At 72.8% G+C, this 17,992-nt stretch carries 12 protein-coding genes; 4 read left to right on the forward strand and 8 right to left on the reverse strand.

From position 1 onward, the window contains the following. Positions 1-5 precede the first annotated feature (5 nt). Positions 6-1,763: an ABC transporter ATP-binding protein gene (locus tag ACIBG7_RS00690; protein WP_357917940.1), complete on the reverse strand. Its 1,758-nt coding sequence runs from the start codon at positions 1,761-1,763 to the stop codon at positions 6-8. Positions 1,764-1,964: 201 nt separating this feature from the next. Here ACIBG7_RS00690 and ACIBG7_RS00695 point away from each other — a divergent pair, with 201 nt between their 5' ends. The 4 genes from ACIBG7_RS00695 (at position 1,965) to katG (ending at position 8,406) form a co-directional block, all read left to right on the forward strand. Next, the gene (locus tag ACIBG7_RS00695; RefSeq protein WP_397334729.1) at positions 1,965-3,341 is read left to right on the forward strand and encodes a DUF4331 domain-containing protein; all 1,377 of its coding nucleotides are present in this window, start codon (positions 1,965-1,967) and stop codon (positions 3,339-3,341) included. Positions 3,342-3,415: 74 nt separating this feature from the next. Continuing rightward, entirely contained in the window at positions 3,416-4,642 is a 1,227-nt protein-coding gene (locus tag ACIBG7_RS00700; protein WP_397334730.1) for a tetratricopeptide repeat protein, read from the forward strand. Then, complete coding sequence (locus ACIBG7_RS00705; RefSeq protein ID WP_397334731.1) at positions 4,639-6,063, forward strand: nickel/cobalt transporter; 1,425 nt, start codon at positions 4,639-4,641, stop codon at positions 6,061-6,063. Before ACIBG7_RS00700 ends, ACIBG7_RS00705 begins: the two co-directional genes overlap by 4 nt. Positions 6,064-6,162: 99 nt before the next feature. Next, complete coding sequence (gene katG / locus ACIBG7_RS00710; RefSeq protein ID WP_397334732.1) at positions 6,163-8,406, forward strand: catalase/peroxidase HPI; 2,244 nt, start codon at positions 6,163-6,165, stop codon at positions 8,404-8,406. A gap of 19 nt (positions 8,407-8,425) precedes the next feature. Here the strand turns inward: katG and ACIBG7_RS00715 are convergent, their stop codons facing one another. Genes ACIBG7_RS00715 through ACIBG7_RS00745 form a run of 7 tightly spaced genes read right to left on the reverse strand, consistent with a single transcriptional unit; the run spans position 8,426 to position 17,953 of the window. Then, positions 8,426-9,031, reverse strand: coding sequence for a hypothetical protein (locus tag ACIBG7_RS00715; protein WP_397334733.1), 606 nt, complete (start codon positions 9,029-9,031; stop codon positions 8,426-8,428). Between the two features lie 2 nt (positions 9,032-9,033). Next, positions 9,034-9,777 (reverse strand): hypothetical protein, encoded by a 744-nt coding sequence (locus tag ACIBG7_RS00720; protein ID WP_357917923.1) that lies wholly within the window; start codon positions 9,775-9,777, stop codon positions 9,034-9,036. Between the two features lie 15 nt (positions 9,778-9,792). Then, positions 9,793-10,386, reverse strand: a complete 594-nt coding sequence (locus ACIBG7_RS00725; RefSeq protein WP_357917920.1) for a hypothetical protein — start codon at positions 10,384-10,386, stop codon at positions 9,793-9,795. A 5-nt stretch (positions 10,387-10,391) separates the two neighbouring features. Continuing rightward, the gene (locus ACIBG7_RS00730; RefSeq protein ID WP_397334734.1) at positions 10,392-15,188 is read right to left on the reverse strand and encodes a polysaccharide lyase family 8 super-sandwich domain-containing protein; all 4,797 of its coding nucleotides are present in this window, start codon (positions 15,186-15,188) and stop codon (positions 10,392-10,394) included. A 28-nt stretch (positions 15,189-15,216) separates the two neighbouring features. Continuing rightward, entirely contained in the window at positions 15,217-16,200 is a 984-nt protein-coding gene (locus ACIBG7_RS00735) for a hydroxyacid dehydrogenase (RefSeq protein ID WP_357917914.1), read from the reverse strand. A gap of 20 nt (positions 16,201-16,220) precedes the next feature. Beyond that, complete coding sequence (locus tag ACIBG7_RS00740; protein ID WP_357917911.1) at positions 16,221-17,057, reverse strand: carbohydrate ABC transporter permease; 837 nt, start codon at positions 17,055-17,057, stop codon at positions 16,221-16,223. After that, entirely contained in the window at positions 17,054-17,953 is a 900-nt protein-coding gene (locus tag ACIBG7_RS00745; protein ID WP_357917908.1) for a sugar ABC transporter permease, read from the reverse strand. The genes ACIBG7_RS00740 and ACIBG7_RS00745 overlap by 4 nt, the downstream gene beginning before the upstream one ends. Between the last annotated feature and the right edge of the window lie 39 nt (positions 17,954-17,992).

A 17,992-nucleotide genomic window follows, 5' to 3' on the forward strand; every position in this document is an offset into this window, starting at 1 on the left:
TGGATCTAGGTTGTGAGGAACTGCGTGGCGGCGAGCTCCCGGTAGAGGTCGTCCTCGCCCACCAGTTCGGCGTGGGTGCCGACGGCCCGCACCCGGCCCGCCTCCATCACCACGATGCGGTCGGCGTTGGTGACGGTGGACAGCCGGTGCGCGATGACCAACACGGTCGTCTCGGCGGCGACCTCCGCGATGACCTCGCGCAGCCGCAGCTCGTTGACCGCGTCGAGCTGCGAGGTGGCCTCGTCCAGCAGGAGCAGGCGGGGCTTGCGCAGCAGCGCGCGGGCGATGGCGACGCGCTGGCGTTCGCCGCCGGACAGCAGCACGCCCCGGTGGCCGACCGCGGTCTCCAGCCCGTCCGGCAGCCTGGAGACCAGGTCGTCGAGCCGGGTCCGGCGCACCGCGCGCAGCAGTTCCTCCTCGGTGGCCTCGGAGGCGGCGAACAGCAGGTTCTCCCGCAGCGTCCCGGCCAGCACGGGCGCGTCCTGCTCGACGTAGCCGAGCGCGGCGCGCAGGTCGCCGAGCGGCCAGTCGCGGATGTCGCGCCCGCCGACGGTGATCGTGCCGGACTGGTGCTCGTAGAAGCGCTCCAGCAGGGCGAAGACGGTGGACTTGCCCGCGCCGGAGGGGCCGACCAGCGCGGTCAGGCCGCCGGGCGGCACGTCGAAGGTGACGCCGTGGTGCACCGGCTGCCGGTCCTCGCCGTAGCGGAAGTGCACCTCGTCGAAGGACAGGCCGACCGGCTCCGCCGTACCGGAGCGGGACGGGACGCCGGCGTTCTCGGCGGGCAGGTCCTGGATCTCCTTCATGCGGTGCAGGGCGGCCAGGCCGTTCTGCACCAGGATGGCGCCCTGCACGAGCTGGCCGATCGGCATGACCAGGAAGAACAGGTAGAGGAAGAAGGCGATCAGCTCGGCGACCTCCAGCGCGCCGGAGGCCACGCGGGCGCCGCCGATGGCGAAGACGGCCACGAAGGCGATCTGGAAGGCGACCCAGGTCGAGACGCCGGCCAGGGACGCCCAGACCGCCACCTGGACGCCGCGGTCGCGGGCCCGTCCGGCGGCCTCGCCGACGATGGCGATCTCGCGTTCCTCGACGCCGCTGGCCTTGACCGTGCGGTAGGCCTGGAGCGTGCGGTCGAGCACCGCGCCCATCTCGCCGACCGCTTCCTGCGCCTTGAACTGGGCCTTCTGGATGCGCGGCATCAGCAGCCCGACCATGCCGCCGACGACGACCAGCACGAGCAGCGTGACGAGGAAGAGCACGCCGTCCTTGAGCGCCATCAGCACGATCGCGCCGACCAGCATGAAGGCGGCGCCGATCGACTCGATGAGGCCGTTGGTGAGCACCGTGCGCAGCAGCGTGGTGTCGCCGGTCACGCGCGAGAGCAGGTCTCCCGGCTTGAGCCGGTCGACGTCGGCCACCTTGAGCCGCATCATGCGGCCGACCAGGGTGCGGCGGGCGTCGTAGACGATGCCTTCGCCGGTGCGCTCCATCAGGTAGGTGCCGAACGCCATGACGGCGGCTCCGGCGATGACCGCCAGGGTCAGCCAGACCAGCAGGCCGCCGATGGAGGCTCCGGAGCCGAAGGCGTTGACGATGTACTCGGCCACCTGGGGGATGGCCAGCGCGGCGCCCGATCCGACGACGGACAGGACACCGCCCAGGATGAGCACCTTGCGGTGCGGGCGGATGTACGCGAGCAGCTCGCGCAGGGGGGCTTTCTCCCCGGGGTCGACCGTGCCTTCGGGGCGATCCTGACTCATGTCTGCTCCAACGTGCGAAAGTGCGGGAAATACACCGGTCAACTTAAATTGACGACCTAAGTATGTCAACTTTGGTTGACCCTCCTACCGGAGAAGTACTTCCGCCGTAGGCACATCCGCCCGCCCTCCGGCACCGAATAGGGCCACGAGGACCCCGGCCGGACCTCGCCCCAACCGACCCGACCCAGAAGGACGGACATCATGGAGCTCCGGATCAACCAGCGCGCCGTTGCCGGGCTGGGCGTCGCGGTGGCGTTGACCGCCTCCTCGCTCGCCGCGCTCCGCATCGAGCCCGGCACGGCCTCCTCCCACCGCGAGGCCCCGGCCATCGCCGGCGACCCGCGCAACGACAACACCGACGTCTACGCGTTCGTCAGCCCCGACAAGCCGGACACCGTCACCCTGCTGGCCAACTGGATCCCCTTCGAGGAACCCAACGGCGGCCCGAACTTCTACACCTTCGACACCAACTCGCGCTACAACATCAAGATCGACAACGACGGCGACGCCAAGCCGGACATCACCTACCAGTGGACCTTCAGGAACGAGGACCGCCGCGGCAACGCGACCTTCCTCTACAACAAGGGCCCGGTCACCTCGCTCGACGACCCCGACCTGCTCTTCCGCCAGCGCTACACGCTCAAGCGCCTCACCCGCGGCGGCAGCCGTACCCTCGTGGCCGACGGGATCGTCGCGCCGAGCAACGCCGGCCCGGCCTCGATGCCCGACTACGGCCTGCTCCGCCGGCAGTCGATCCGGCCCGTCCCGGGCGGCCAGACCTTCGCCGGGCAGTCGGACGAGGCCTTCTTCCTCGACCTGCGCGTCTTCGACCTGCTCTACGGCGGCGACCTCTCGGAGGTCGGCCAGGACACCACCAAGGGCTACAACGTGCACACCCTGGGCCTGCAGGTGCCCGCCGCCGACCTGGCCCTGAAGGGGAACGTCCGCCGCAACCCGGTGATCGGCGTGTGGTCCACCACCGACAAGTGGAGCCCGCGCGGCTACGTCCAGGTCTCGCGCCTGGGCCAGCCGCTGGTCAACGAGGTCGTGGTGCCGGCCGGGCTCAAGGACGCCTTCAACGCGCTGCCGCCGGAGAAGGACGCGGGCATCCCCGCCGTCGTCAAGCGCGTCACCGAGCCGGAGCTGCCCAAGCTGCTGGAGGCGCTCTACGGCGTCAAGGCCCCGCCCACCCCGCGCAAGGACCTGGTCGAGATCTTCCTGACCGGCATCGCCAAGGGCAACGGGCCGATCATGGCCGACCTGAACTCGCAGACGCTCAACAAGGACGCCGGCAAGCTGCGTCCCGCCGAGATGTTGCGGCTCAACATGGCCATCCCGCCCGCGAGGAACCCCAACCGGCTCGGCGTGCTCGCCGGCGACCTCCAGGGCTTCCCGAACGGCCGGCGCCTGTCCGACGACGTGCTGGACATCGCGCTGCAGGCCATGGCCGGCGCGGCGACGACCGGCAGGCTCGTCCCCGCGCTGACCGACAAGGTGGACGCGAACGACAAGCCCTTCGGCTCGGCGTTCCCCTACATCCCGCTGCCCGGCAACACCTCGGTGAACCAGCAGCGCTAGGACCGGGCGGGCCGCGGCTCCCGATTCCCCCGCGGCCCGTCCTCCCCCGCCGATCTCCCATCGAGGTAGCCGACATGCGACTCCTGATCGTGGGCGGGAGCGTGGTCGTGGGCGGCGCGCTGGTGTTCACCGCCGCCTCCGCCCTCGCCCCGCCGCCGTCGAACCCGCGGCCCGCCGCCGCCGAGCCCGCGGCCCGGCCGGAAACACTCCAAGAGCGGCTCAAACGCCTGCCCGACGACCACCGCTCGTGGGCGCGGCTCGGCGTGCAGTACGTCGAGCAGGCCCGCCTCACCGGCGACCCCTCCTTCTACCCCCGGGCCGAGCGCGCCCTGGCCACCGCCGCCGCGCTCGCCCCGGCCGACGACACCGTGCTGAGCGGCCGCGCGGCGCTGGCCGCCGCCCGGCACGACTTCCCGGCGGCGGCACGGCTGGCGCTCCAGGCCGTCCGGGCCAACCCGTACGGCGCCGCCGCCTTCGGCGTCCTGGCCGACGCGCGCACCCAGCTCGGCGACCTCGACGGCGCCCACGAGGCGACCGAGCGGATGATGGCGCTGCGCCCCGGCGTCGCCGCCTTCACCCGCGCCTCCTACGCCGCCGAGCTCCGCGGCGACCTCACCGGAGCGCGCCGGTTCCTCGAACACGCCCTGGCCGACGCGACCGCACCCGCCGACCTGGCCTACTGCCGCACCTACCTGGGCGAGCTGGCCCTGCGCTCCGGCGACCTGGCGGGCGCGCGCGGCTGGTACGGCCAGGCCCTGGCGGCCTCGCCCGGCTTCGTGCCGGCGCTGGCCGGGCAGGCTCGCGCGCACGCGCTGGCCGGCGAGCTCCCCGCCGCCCTGGCGCTCTACGACCGGATCACCGCCCGGCTCCCGCTCCCGCAGTACCTGGTCGAGCAGGGCGAGGTGCGGATCAAGGCCGGGCTCGCGCCCGACTGGGCGCTCCTGCGCGCCCAGCAGCGGCTGGCCGCCGAGGCCGGGGTGCTCGACGACCTGACCGCCGCCGAGTTCGAGGCCGACCACGGCGACCCGGAGCTCGCGGTGCGGCACGCGCGCGCCGAGTACGGGCGCAACCCGAACGTGGTGGCCGCCGACGCCCTCGCGTGGGCGCTGCACCGGGCCGGTCGCTCGCGCGAGGGCCTGCCGTACGCGCGGAAGGCGACGGCCGTCGGCTGGCGCAACGCGTTGCTCCAGCACCACCGCGCCGAGATCGAGCGGGCGCTGGGCCGGCCCGCGCGCTCGCGTGCCCTGGAGTTCAACCCCCGGTTCGACCCCGCCCTGCCCGCCCTCGCGAGGTTCTCATGAGACGCCTGCTCCTGCTCCCGCTCGCCGCCGGGCTCGTGCTCGGCGGCGGGGCCGCCCCGGCCTCGGCGCACCCGCTGGGCAACTTCACCGTCAACCACTACACCGGGCTGCGGGTGCTGGCCGACCGGGTCGAGGCCACCGCCGTCGTGGACAGCGCCGAGCTGCCCACCCTCCAGGCCCGCCCCACGGCCGGGCCGGCCGGGGCGCAGTGCGCCGCGCTGGCCGCCGCCCGGCGCCTGGTCGTGGACGGCGTGCCCGTGACCTGGCGGGTGGCCTCGGCCGCCTTCGCCTACGCCCCCGGGCAGGGCGGCCTGGAGACCAGCCGGTTGGCCTGCGGCCTGGTCGCGCCGGTGCGCGCGGAACGGACCGTCGAGCTCACCGACGCCTTCGACGGGCAGCGCATCGGCTGGCGGGAGATCACCGTCCAGGGCGAGCGGGTACGGCAGGCGTCCGTCCCGGCGCGCAGCGTCAGCGACGAGCTGCGCGCCTACCCCGAGGACCTGCTGGCCGACCCGCTCGACCAGCGCACCGCGACCGTCCGCCTGGAGGGGGCGGCCGGACCCGCCGCCGCGCCGGGCCCGGCCGCCGGGGACGGGTCGCCGGTGGAGGCCGTGCTCGGGTTCGTGGAGCGCACCTTCACCGGGCTGGTCGGCGCCGACCGGCTCACCGTGCCGCTCGGGGCGCTGGCCGTAGCGCTGGCCGCGGTGCTGGGGGCCGGGCACGCGCTGATCCCGGGGCACGGGAAGAGCGTCATGGCCGCCTACCTGGCCGGACGGCGTGGGCGGCCACGGGACGCGCTGGTGGTCGGGGCGACGGTCACCGCCACGCACACGGTCGGGGTGCTGGTCGTGGGGCTGGCGCTCAGCCTGTTCGGCGCGCTGACCGGGGAGTCGGTGCTGGGCTGGCTGGGGGTGGCCAGCGGGGCGCTGATCGCGGTGATCGGGATCCGGCTGCTCCACACCGCCCGGCGCCGCCCGCCCCACACCCACCACGGCCACGGCCACGGCCACGGGCATGGCCATGGGCACGGGCATGGGCACGGGCATGGCCACGGGCATGGACACGGGCATGGACACGGGAACGCGGAAGGCGGGTCCTCGCGGGCGGGGCTGGTCGGGCTGGGGGTGGCGGGCGGCCTGGTGCCGAGCCCGAGCGCCCTGGTGGTCCTGCTGGGCGCGATCGCGCTGGGCCGGACCTGGTTCGGCGTCGCCCTCGTGACCGCCTACGGGCTGGGCATGGCCGCCACGCTGACCGCCACCGGCCTGCTGCTGGTGAAGCTGGCCGGCCGCCTCGAGGGCCGGGCGCGGGCCGGGCACCGGCTGGCCGCCCGGCTGTCCGGCCTGGCCCCGGCCGGGACGGCGGCCATGGTCGTCCTGCTCGGCGCGGGGCTGGCCGTACGGTCCGCCGCGGGGGTGCTGTGACGAGCCCGCTTAACTTGGACGACTCATTATCTTGAACTATTCGTGTTTATGCCGATAGGTTGTCCGGGCACAGCGAAGTGCACGTCCGGAAGGATTTCCATGTCTGACCAGCACCACGACCCGCTCGTCACGGAAGACGCGCAGCCCAAGGGCCAGAGCGCGGGCGGCTGCCCGGTCGCGCACACCCGCGCCGCGCACCCCACCCAGGGCGGCGGCAACCGTCAGTGGTGGCCGGAGCGGCTGAACCTGAAGATCCTCGCCAAGAACCCCGCGGTGGCCAACCCGCTGGGCGAGGAGTTCGACTACGCCGAGGCCTTCAAGAGCCTCGACCTGGCCGCCGTGAAGCGGGACATCGCCGAGCTGCTGACCACCTCCCAGGACTGGTGGCCGGCCGACTTCGGCCACTACGGCCCGCTCATGGTCCGGATGGCGTGGCACAGCGCGGGCACCTACCGCATCAGCGACGGCCGCGGCGGCGCGGGCGCCGGGCAGCAGCGCTTCGCCCCGCTCAACAGCTGGCCGGACAACGGGAACCTGGACAAGGCCCGCCGCCTGCTGTGGCCGATCAAGAAGAAGTACGGCCAGAGCATCTCGTGGGCCGACCTGATGATCCTCACCGGCAACGTCGCCCTGGAGAGCATGGGGCTGAAGACCTTCGGCTTCGCCGGCGGCCGGGCCGACGTGTGGGAGGCCGACGACGACGTCTACTGGGGCCCGGAGACCACCTGGCTCGGCGACGAGCGCTACACCGGCGACCGCGAGCTGGAGACCCCGCTCGCCGCGGTGCAGATGGGCCTGATCTACGTCAACCCCGAGGGGCCCAACGGCAACCCCGACCCGCTGGCCGCCGCCCGCGACATCCGCGAGACCTTCCGCCGGATGGCGATGAACGACGAGGAGACCGCCGCGCTGATCGTCGGCGGCCACGCCTTCGGCAAGACGCACGGCGCGGGCCCGGCGGACAACGTCGGCGCCGACCCCGAGGCCGCGCCGATCGAGGCGCAGGGCCTGGGCTGGGCCAACACCTACGGCACCGGCAAGGGCGGCGACACCATCACCAGCGGGCTGGAGGGCATCTTCACCGACACGCCCACCCGCTGGGACAACCGCTTCCTGGAGATCCTCTACGGCTACGAGTGGGAGCTGTTCAAGAGCCCCGCGGGCGCCCACCAGTGGCGGCCGAAGGACGGCGCGGCCTCCGACCTGGTGCCGGACGCCCACGACCCGAACAAGCGCACCCACCCGACGATGCTCACCACCGACCTGTCGATGCGCGTCGACCCGGTCTACGAGCAGATCACCCGCCGCTGGCTGGAGCACCCCGAGGAGCTGACCGACGCCTTCGCCCGCGCCTGGTTCAAGCTGACCCACCGCGACATGGGCCCGGTCGTGCGCTACCTCGGCCCGGAGGTCCCGGCCGAGGTGCTCATCTGGCAGGACCCGCTGCCCGCGCTCGACCACGAGCTGGTCGACGCCGCCGACGTGGCGGCGCTCAAGGCGCGGGTGCTCGCCTCCGGCCTGGCCGTCACCGAGCTCGTCGCCACCGCGTGGGCCTCGGCCGCCTCCTTCCGCGGCAGCGACAAGCGCGGCGGCGCCAACGGCGCGCGCATCCGCCTGGAGCCGCAGAACGGCTGGGAGGTCAACGACCCCGACCGGCTCGCGACCGTGCTGCGCACGCTGGAGGGCGTCCAGGAGTCGTTCAACGCCGCCCAGAGCGGCGGCAAGCGGATCTCGCTGGCCGACCTGATCGTGCTGGCCGGTGGGGCGGGCGTGGAGAAGGCCGCCGCGGACGCCGGCTTCACGGTCGAGGTGCCGTTCACGCCGGGCCGCGTGGACGCCACGCTGGAGCAGACCGACGTGGAGTCGTTCGCCGCGCTGGAGCCGGCCGCCGACGGCTTCCGCAACTACCTCGGCAAGGGCAACCGCCTGCCGGCGGAGTACCTGCTGGTCGACCGCGCCAACCTGCTCACCCTCAGCGCGCCCGAGATGACCGTGCTGGTCGGCGGCCTGCGGGTGCTGGGCGCGACCGCCGGGCGGACGAAGCTGGGCGTGCTGACCGAGACCCCGGGCCGGCTGACCAACGACTTCTTCGTCAACCTGCTCGACCTCGGCACGACCTGGCACTCGGTCGGCGGCGACGCCGAGACCTTCGAGGCCCGTGACACCGCCACCGGCGAGGTCAGGTGGACCGGAACCCGGGCCGACCTGGTGTTCGGCGCCAACTCCGAGCTGCGGGCGCTGGCGGAGATCTACGCCGCCGACGACGCCGGGGAGAAGTTCGTGCGCGACTTCGTCGCCGCGTGGGACAAGGTCATGAACCTCGACCGGTTCGACCTGGCCTGATCCCCGCCGACGGCCCCGGCTAGTCCACCTCGGGCAGGCCGGGGTCGTCCACGTCGATGTCGCCCTCCTCGGCCCGGCGGAGCTGGATCTCCTCGATCCAGCCCAGCGCGAAGCGGCGGATCTCCGCGACCCGTTCCGGCGGCGCCCCGAACTCCTCGTCCGCCATGAGCTCCACGAACTCCAGGCGGGTGCGCAGCTCGTGCACGGAGAAGTCGGCCGATCGGGCGCGGGCCAGCTCCTCCAGCGCCCGGCAGGCGTACACGCGCGCGGCGGCGGCCACGTCGGTGACGTCACGGGGCAGGCCGCGTCCGGCCAGGGCGCGCACCTTGAGCCCGGCCACGTCGTCGAGCCCGGCCACCAGCACGCCCTCGCGCCGCACCAGCGGCTGGAGCAGCGGCTCGCGGGCCAGCCGTACCTCGCAGCCCGCTTCGGGCACCGCGGCCCGCACCAGGCCGGCGAGCGCGGGCAGCGGCGTCTCGGCCGCGGTGACGAGGCTCAGCCCGGGGCCGGCGTGCCCGTCCAGCCCGTGCAGGCGCAGCGCCCAGCCGCCCGCGACGCCCAGCTCGTGCTCCTCGCAGAGCGGGCGCAGCCGGTCGAGGGCCGCACGCTGGGGATCGGGCAGCACGCTCACTCCGGCCGCCGCTTGCGGGTCGAGGGCAGGTCGTGCCGGCCCGAGACGAACTCCTGGACGGCGATCTTCGCCCGGATCACCGGCCGCCGCCACCGCTCCTCGCGGTGGATGGCCGTCGCCAGCTTGCGGGGCCGGCGGCCCACGAAGAACCAGTGCGACCAGGGCGAGCCGGGCCGCGCCAGCCGTACCGCGCCGACCAGCAGGAGGCCGGGCACGAACAGGCCGACCAGCCCGGTCCAGATCTTCCCCTTGAGCAGGGTGACGATGGCCAGCAGGAGGTTGGCGACCGGCAGCCAGACGCCGCCGAAGTCGGCCACCAGCGGGCGCAGGCCCATCAGCAGCAGCCCGGTGACCGCGATGGCCACGAAGACCGCGTCGACCGAGGTCCGGCCCTCTTCCTCCCAGTAGACGTCGTGCAGGTGCAGGATCAGCGCGAACTCGTCCAGCACCAGGGCCGCGCCGACGCCGAAGACGCCCGCGGCCACCGCGTACCAGAACTGCGAGACCGACGAGACGAGCAGCCCGGCCACCCCGCCGCCGAGCATCAGCACCACGCCGAAGACCACGTGGTGGATGTGCATGTCGCCGACGTTGACGTTGCGGAACCAGCCCACCTTGGCGCGGATCAGCCGCACGTTCACCCGGGTGAACAGGAAGGCGGTGATGAGCGCGGCGAAGAAGCAGAACAGCGGAAGCCGCCCTGTCGCGATGATGTTGTGCTGGAACCAGTCCCCCATCATGTATCCGCCCCCATGCTACGGCTCGCGCACCACCGCCTTCGCGACGCGGTCGGCCAGCGCCCGCTCGAACTCCCGCCGGGCGAGCGACAGCCGTACCCGCTCCCGCGCCTCCTCGTAGGTCGGCGGCGCGGTCACCGAGGCGGTGAGCTCGCGGTAGTGCGACGAAAGTGCCGTCTCGTCCAGAACGATCCGGCTCTCCAGCGCGTTCCGCAACTCGGCCGCCTGGATCCGCGCGTAGGTGTGCTGGTCGTAGGACGGCACGCCGGGCAGGGGCCGCCCGGCGGCTCTGGCCCGCGCCCGCCGCTCGTTCTCGGCGGCGAGCGCCGCCTGGAAGGCCTGCTCGCCGGGGTCGGCCAGCAGCCCGGCCTCGTGCGCCCACAGCCGCAGGACCTTCTCCCGTACGGCTGCCGCCATCCCCGCCTCGCGCAGCCGGTCGGCCGGGATCCGCCCGGCGTGGGCGGCGGCCACCTCAGCCCGGGCGCCGGTCAGCGCCCGGTCGAGTTCGGCCTGGACGACCGGGTGGCCGTCCACGGTGGCCACCACGCCGGGCGGCAGGCCGGTGGAGCAGGCGGTGAGGAGCACCACCAGCGCGAGCAGGATGCCCCTCACCGCCGTCAGCCGCCGATCTTGAGGTCGAACAGGTGCAGTCCTGCCTCGGCCAGCGGGGTGCCCGCGGGCAACGTCACCGAGGCGACGGTCTTGCCCGGCTCCAGCGGGACCGAGGCGGTGAAGATCGCCGTCTTGGACTCGGTGGAGCGCCCGCTGAGCGGGTCCTTGTAGCTGGTCTGCGGCTTGTTGTGGTAGTCCGCCTGGACGACCAGGCCCTCGCCCGCGCTCCAGTAGTCGGGCAGCGCGAGGGTGAAGGGCGCCGTGCTGCCGTCGGTGTAGGCGATCGTGCCGGTGCCGCTCTGGGCGCCGTGCGTGGCGAAGCCGAGGAAGACCAGGCGGCTGCCGGAGCCGCTGACCTTGATCTGCTGGCCGGCCGCCTTGACCACGTCCGGCGTGCCGTACGGGGCGGGGTGCCAGGTGAACTCGACGCCTCCGGCGGCGAGCACGCCGCCCGGCCTGAGCCCCTGGGCCTCCAGGGCCTGGCCGGAGAAGCTGCGCCGGGAGCGGCCGAGCCCGCCGACGTTGGGGTTGTGGTCGCTGGAGACGCCGACCAGGTTGTAGGCGTCCGACAGCTTCTCGTAGACGCGCTTCGGCACGGCCGGGCCGCTGTACGCGCCGATGCTGACCCGCTCGGCCAGCGGGTTGCCGAAGTAGTCGCGCTCGCCCAGCCCCTCGGTGCGCACCCCGGCGCCGAGCAGCGGGGAGCCCTCGGTGAGCCGGTAGCCGAGCGCCTGGCCCAGCCCGGTGGCGGTGCCGGGCGCCTCCAGCAGCGGGTCGGCCTTGACCGCCCGCGCGTCGGCGGCGGGGGCCGCGATGCCGCCGAAGTAGGCGTTGGCCTCGTACGTCGCGCTGGGGAGCGTGCCCTCGCGGGCGTAGATGACGTTGTTGACCAGCTTCGTGCTCGCCGCCGGGACGGCGAAGTCCACGGGCTCGCTCGCGCAGTAGAAGGTGTTGTTGATCAGCCAGAGCGGGGCGCCGTCGTTGGACTTGATCCGGCAGTCGTCCTGGGCGATGTTGTGCCGCAGGATCGCGGTCGCCTTGAAGTTGGGGTACTCGGTGCAGCCCTGGCAGCCCAGGTAGAAGCCGCCGCCGTTGGCGTGGGAGTAGTTGTACTGGTAGAGGCAGGTGCCCTTGATCGCCCCGTCGCAGTCCCAGGCGGTGGAGTCGTAGATCGACGGCCGCTGCCGGGTGACCTCGTTGTACTGGAAGACCGGGTCGACCGAGTTGATCGGCCACATGCCGGCGAAGTTGCCGTCGGCGTAGGGGTACTTGCCGCCGCCGCCGTCGTCGAACAGGTTGTGTTCGACCAGCGGCTTGTCGGAGGCGTGCACGACGATGCCGTCGCCGCCCACCGAGCGGATGGTGTTGGCCCTGATCACCACGTTGCGGTGGTAGTCGTTGCCGATGCGGGAGATCTTGATCCCGCCGCCGCCCGCGTCGTGCAGGTAGTTGCCCTCGATCCGCAGGCCGTCGATCGCGCCGCCGACGCCCTCGGGCAGCACCTGGACGCTGATCGCCGCGGAGTAGGTGTACCAGCTGCTGTTCGCGCCGGTCTTGTTGCCCCAGCCCGCGACGTCGGAGATCTCCAGGTCGCGCAGGACGATCCCGGCCTTCGGCTCCGCCGAGATCGAGTTGTACTGCACGCCGGTCCGCTGCGCCTGCTGCGCGGCGGGGTTGGTGATGTGCAGCTTCTCCAGGGTCAGGTGCGAGTTGTCCACCAGGTGCACGGTCCAGGTGCCGCCGTCGCCCTGCAGGATCGGCTTGGGACCCTCGCCGTAGGAGGTGAACAGGACGGGCTTGTCGGCCGTGCCGGACCCGAGCGGCTCCAGCCGGCCGGTGCAGACCGTGCCGGCCTTGAACTTGACCACGTCGCCGGGCCCGACCTCGCGGGCGTTGACCGCGGCCAGGCTGTTGAGCGGCTTGGCCTCGCTGCCGTCGCCGCCGGCCGGGGCCTGGCAGTCGACGTGCCGGGTGGCCGCCTGGTGCGGCGGGTCCGGCGGCAGCTCCGGGATGTCCCAGACCTGGAGGTAAGGCGCGGTCGCGCCGGATTCGCGGTCGCGGAAGACCGAGGCCAGCGTCTTGTTGCCGACCGGCGGTCCCGCCAGCGCGAAGCTCGCCGGACGGCCGGCGCGCAGGTGCTTGGTGACGTCGATCGAGTACCACGCGTTCGTGCGGCCGGAGATGGTCACGCTGCCCACCACGCGGCCGAGCGCGGGCTTGTTCTTCCAGGTGAGCGTGGCTTCCTGCCAGGTCGCGTCCGGCACCTCGTAGAGGGTGTAGCCGGTCACCGTGCCGTCGTTGTCGGCGGTCGCGCCGTTGATCCACACCTTGGCCAGGCCCACCTCGCCGGCCGGCCGCTCGAAGCGCAGGAAGGTCTGGCGGACGAAGCTCTCGCTGTCGTTGACGTGCTTGACCTGCAGGCCCTGGCCGGTGAAGTTCTGGGCGGCGTAGCTGCCGCCGCGCACGTAGCCGTCGGCCTCGACCGGCCGCTTCGCGGCGGCGCAGTCGAGGGCGCTGAGCGCCGGCTTGGCGGTGGGCTTGACCTTGAGCGCGACCTTCAGGCCCGCGCCGAGCGCGCCCCTGGTGTCGGCGAGCAGCTTGATCGTCGGGCTGGTGGCGAGCACCCTGACCCGCGGATCGGCGCTGACCACCTCGCGGCCCTCGCGGGCCACCTCGATCAGGAGCTGGTCCTGGCTCTGCGTCGGGTCGGCGACGGCGATCTCCAGGTTGGCGCCGTTCTGGGCGAGCGCGACGGAGGCCGGGCCGTAGGACCAGACCGTGTTCGCGGTCGCGCCGCAGTCCCAGAAGGTCGCGCCCAGCCGCAGCGAGGTCAGCCGCTCGTCCACCACCGACTGCACGGTGGCGGAGTTGTCGGCGATCTTCACCCGGTTGGTCCGGGCGGCGGTCCTGGTCTGGAGCTCGCTCGCGCCGGGCAGCACGTAGTAGGCGTAACCGGCCTGCTTCGGGTCGGGCCCGTGGTCGAACCACGCGGTCAGGTAGTCGCGGGTCAGCGGGTCGGCCGCGCCGGTCCCGATCTGCGACCAGCTTCCGGTACGGCTCTCGCGGACCGTCTGCGGCATGCCCTGCGGGAACAGGTACCCGCCCGAGCCCTCCACGTGCAGCCAGCCGTCGCCGCTGCTCACCGCGCCGGGGTTCATCCGGTTCTCGACCGTGGTCTGGGCGGCGACGCCGGTCGCGGTGATGTCGGCGCCGAGCGCGACCACGGTGTCCCCGACGGTGAACCACGACTTGCGGGCGGACAGGTCGATCGGCTTCTTGGTGTGCCGGTCGGGCTCGGCCTGCACGCGCATCGAGTAGGCGGCCAGCTCGCCGAGGGCGACGCCGCCGGTGTGCGGGTCGGCCTGGCGGTAGCCGTACCAGGCGGTGTCCTTGGCGGTGCGCGGGTAGGTCTGCTCGGTGGCGTTGGTGACGCCGGGCAGCCGGTAGGGGTCGACGGTGGGCCAGAAGCCGCCGTCGTAGCCGCCCTTGGCGGTGTAGAGCAGCGTCATGCCCTCGCCGGTGTACCAGCCCTTGAGGTTCTCGCCGTTGCCGGACTCGTAGGCGCCGACGCGGTTGCTGCGCGCCGCGACGTGCAGGGCGTAGCGGTCGTCGGAGCGGACGAAGCGGTCCATGCCCGCGTAGACCTTGGCGAACTCCACGTCGCCGCGCGGGGTGACGCCGGCGGTGAACTGCTTGATCAGCGCGAGCTGGGCGGGGGTGGCCTCGCCGGTCAGGTGCGGGGCGTGCTCGGCCACCAGCGCGGCCAGCCTGGCACGGTCGGCCGGGGTGGCGGCAGCGCCGAGGACGGCCATCGAGGCGAGCAGGTCGCGGGCGGCGGCCTGGTCGGTGTCGGCGGCCCGGGAGATGCCGCGGCCGCGGACGCCGGCCATGAGCTGGCCGCGGAAGAGCAGCGGCTCGACGCCGTCGAAGATCCAGCTCGTGACGTTGGGGCTCTGGGTGGCCCACGGGGTGCCGGCGAGCAGGGCGAGGGTCTCGGCGACGCCCCTGATCAGGGCGTTGCCGTAGCCGCCGGTGTAGGCGAAGTAGAAGTGCTGGATCAGCGAGCCGTCGGCGTACCAGCCGTCGCCGCCGGTGGTGTACTCGAAGACCGGGGCCAGCTTGTCGCGGCCCAGGGCGAGCACCGCCTCGTCGCCCGCGAGCAGGCCCCGCCGTACCGTGATGGAGACCTTGTCCACCAGGTTGGCGCCGACCTCCGGGACGCCCGAGACCTTGCGGCGGGCCGGGTCGGGCACGAAGTGCGCCACGGCGGCCAGCAGGTCGGACCTGAGCTGGGCGGGTACGGCGTCGCCGAGCAGGAGCAGGGTGTCGAGCAGCCGGTCGGGGGCGCCGATCTCCCAGCCCCACCAGTTGCCGGGCTCGGCCGCGCCCGTCTTGTAGCGGTTGGCCCGCAGCCACTCCAGGCCGGTCAGCACGTGCTGGACGGTGGCCTGGTCCTGGTGGCGGCGGCTGCCGGGGGTGGCGTAGGCCAGGGCGGCGGACTGGAGCCGGTCGGCGTACCGCGCCACCGTGTCGCCGTCGTTGCCCTGGACGTCGGCGAACCCGGCGGCGACCGCCGCGTCCGCCGAGGCGTCGAGCCGGGCCAGGGCGGCCTGGAAGTCGGCGGCGGCCGGGTCGATCGCCGGCGCGCCGGTGAGCAGGTCACGCCAGCGCTGGAGGGACGGGGACAGGTCCGCGGCCTGGGCCGAGACCACGGTCTGGGCGGCCACGGGCAGCGGCAGCGCCATCGGCGCCAGGAGGGTGGCCGCGGTGGCCACTAAGAGCAGGGATCTGCTGCGGGGCAACAGGACCTCCGGGGGGTGAGAGGTGCGGTCAGGCCGAGCGGGACAGGGTCGCCCGCTCGACGGCGTGCTCGAACGGCAGGCCGCGGGCGAACCGGGCCAGCTCGTCCAGGGCCAGGTCGGCCATCCGGGCCAGCTCGCCGCCGAGCGAGCCCGCGATGTGCGGCGTGACCAGGACGTTGGGCAGGTCGTAGAGCGGAGAGCCCGGCGGCAGGAACTCCGGCTCGGTGTGGTCCAGCACCGCGTACAGCCGCCCGGCGGCCAGCTCGGCGGTGAGCGCCTCCTGGTCGACCAGCGCGGCACGGGCGGTGTTGATCAGGGTGGCGCCGTCGCGCATGCGGGCCAGCCGCCGCGCGTCGATCAGGTGCCGGGTCTCGGGCAGGTCGGGGGCGTGCAGGCTGACCACGTCGGAGCGCTCCACCAGCTCGTCCAGCTCTACCCGGGCGACACCCAGGTCCTCGCGCAGGTACGGGTCGCTGACCAGCACCTCCAGGTCGAACGGCCGCAGCAGTTCGATCACCCGGCGGCCGATGCGGGAGGCGCCGACGATGCCGACCGTCTTGCGGTAGTTGCCGAACCCCGGGTACCGCGCGTCCCAGTCGTCGTTGCGCCGGTCGCGGCGGTAAGCGCGGGCGATGTCGAGCACCCGCTTGTTGGCGAACAGGATGGAGGCCAGCGTGAACTCGGCCACCGGCTCGGCGTTGGCGCTCGCGGCCGAGGAGACCACGATGCCGCGCTGCCACACCGCGTCGGTGACGTGCCACTTCACCGAACCGGCCGCGTGCACGATCGCCCGCAGCCGGGGAGCGCGCTTCAGCACCTCGGCGGTCACCTGCGGGCAGCCCCACGAGGTGTAGAGCACCTCCACCTCGGTCAGGTCCACCTGGCCGAAGTCGGTGACCACGAGGTCCGGGTCGGTGTCGGCGAGCATCGCCAGCCGTCGCCTGACCGGCTCCTGCAGGATCCGCCCCGCGACGCCCTCGGCCATCGCGAGCATCGTCTTGGGTCGCTTCACGATCTCCCCCGAGATGTCGATCACTTGACGCTGCCCGCCGTCATGCCGGCCTTCCAGAAGCGCTGCAGGAAGCCGAAGACCACCAGCAGCGGCACCACCGACAGCAGCGCGCCGGTGATGGTGAGCGTCTGGAACTCCGGGAAGGCGTGCGCCTGCGAGTTCCACGAGAACAGCCCGAGGCTGAGCGGGAAGAGCTTCTGGTCGGAGAGCATCACCAGCGGCAGGAAGAAGTTGTTCCAGATCGCGGTGAACTGGAACAGGAAGACGGTCACGAAGGCCGGCTTCAGCATCGGCAGCGAGATGGACAGGAACGTCCGCACCTCGCCCGCGCCGTCCGAACGCGCCGCCTCCAGCACCTCGCCCGGCACGTACCCGGCCGACAGCACCCGCGACAGGTAGACGCCGAACGGGTTGACCAGCACCGGGACGAAGACCGCCCAGAAGGTGTTGACCACGCCGACCTTCGAGGCCAGCAGGTAGAGGGGCAGCGCCGTGGCGGTGGTCGGGACCAGCACGCCCAGCAGCACCAGGCCGAACTGCTTCTCCTTGCCCCACCAGGCGTACTTGTCGAAGGCGTAGCCGCACATCACGCTGATGAAGGCGCCCACGGCCGCGCCGAACCCGGCGTACAGCACGCTGTTGAGGTACCAGCGGAAGAAGATCCCGCCGTTCTCCGCCGCGACCGCCTCGACGTTCGCGCCCAGGTTGAACTCGCCGAAGGCGAAGCCGTTGGTCGCGTACAGGTCCGGGAGCGACTTGGTCGCCGAGAACAGCAGCCAGCTCAGCGGGAGCAGCGTGTACAGCGTCGCGAGCAGCAGCATCGCGTTGACGACGCCGCGCGACAGCAACCTGGTCATCGCTTGTTCCCCCACCTGGTGACGAAGAACGACAGGACCGCGGCCAGCGCCGCCAGCAGGAGCGAGGAGGCCGCCGCCTGGCCGTAGTCGTTCTTGGCGAACGCCTCGGTGTAGGCGTACATGTTCGGCGTCCACGTGCTGACCACGCCGTCGCTGACGTTGTCGAGAACCATCGGCTCGGTGAACAGCTGCAGCGAGCCGATGATCGTGAACAGCACCGTCGTGACGACCGCGGCCCTGATCAGCGGGAGCTTCACGCTCACCGCGGTCCTGACCGGGCCGGCGCCGTCGATCGTCGCCGCCTCGATCACCTCTTTCGGGATCGCCTGGAGGGCGGCGAAGTAGATGATCATGTTGTAGCCGATCCACTCCCACAGCGCGATGTTCACCACCGAGCCGAGCACGTGGTCGGCGCCCAGGAAGTCCACGTCACCCAGCAGGTCCACCACGGGGCTGATGCCGGGCAGGTAGAGGTAGAGCCAGATCAGGCCCGCGATCACTCCGGGCACGATGTGCGGCATGAACAGGGCGAGCTGGAAGAACTTCGTCAGCCTGGCCAGCCCCGAGTCCAGCAGCAGCGCCAGCACCAGCGCGCCGCCGATCATCAGCGGGATGTACAGCAGGCAGTACCCGGCCACCACCAGGAACCCGTCGGCGAACGCCGGGTCGGCCAGGGTGTCCAGGTAGTTCTGCAGGCCGGCGAACACCGTCTCGTTGCCGCCGAACCCCAGGCCCGAGGACTTCTCGCTGAACAGGCTCAGCCCCAGCGCGTAGCCCAGCGGTGCGACGATCACCAGCGCGAACAGCACGAAGAACGGCGCCACGAACAGCGTGATCGCCCCTCGCCTCCGCCACACCCCCGCCCTGCCCGGCGGCGCCTCGGCCCTCATCGTCATGCTCTCCCTCTCCTCCACTCACACCCACCAGTACGGCCC

The organism is Nonomuraea sp. NPDC050328 (assembly GCF_044459405.1).
GTDB lineage: Bacteria > Actinomycetota > Actinomycetes > Streptosporangiales > Streptosporangiaceae > Nonomuraea.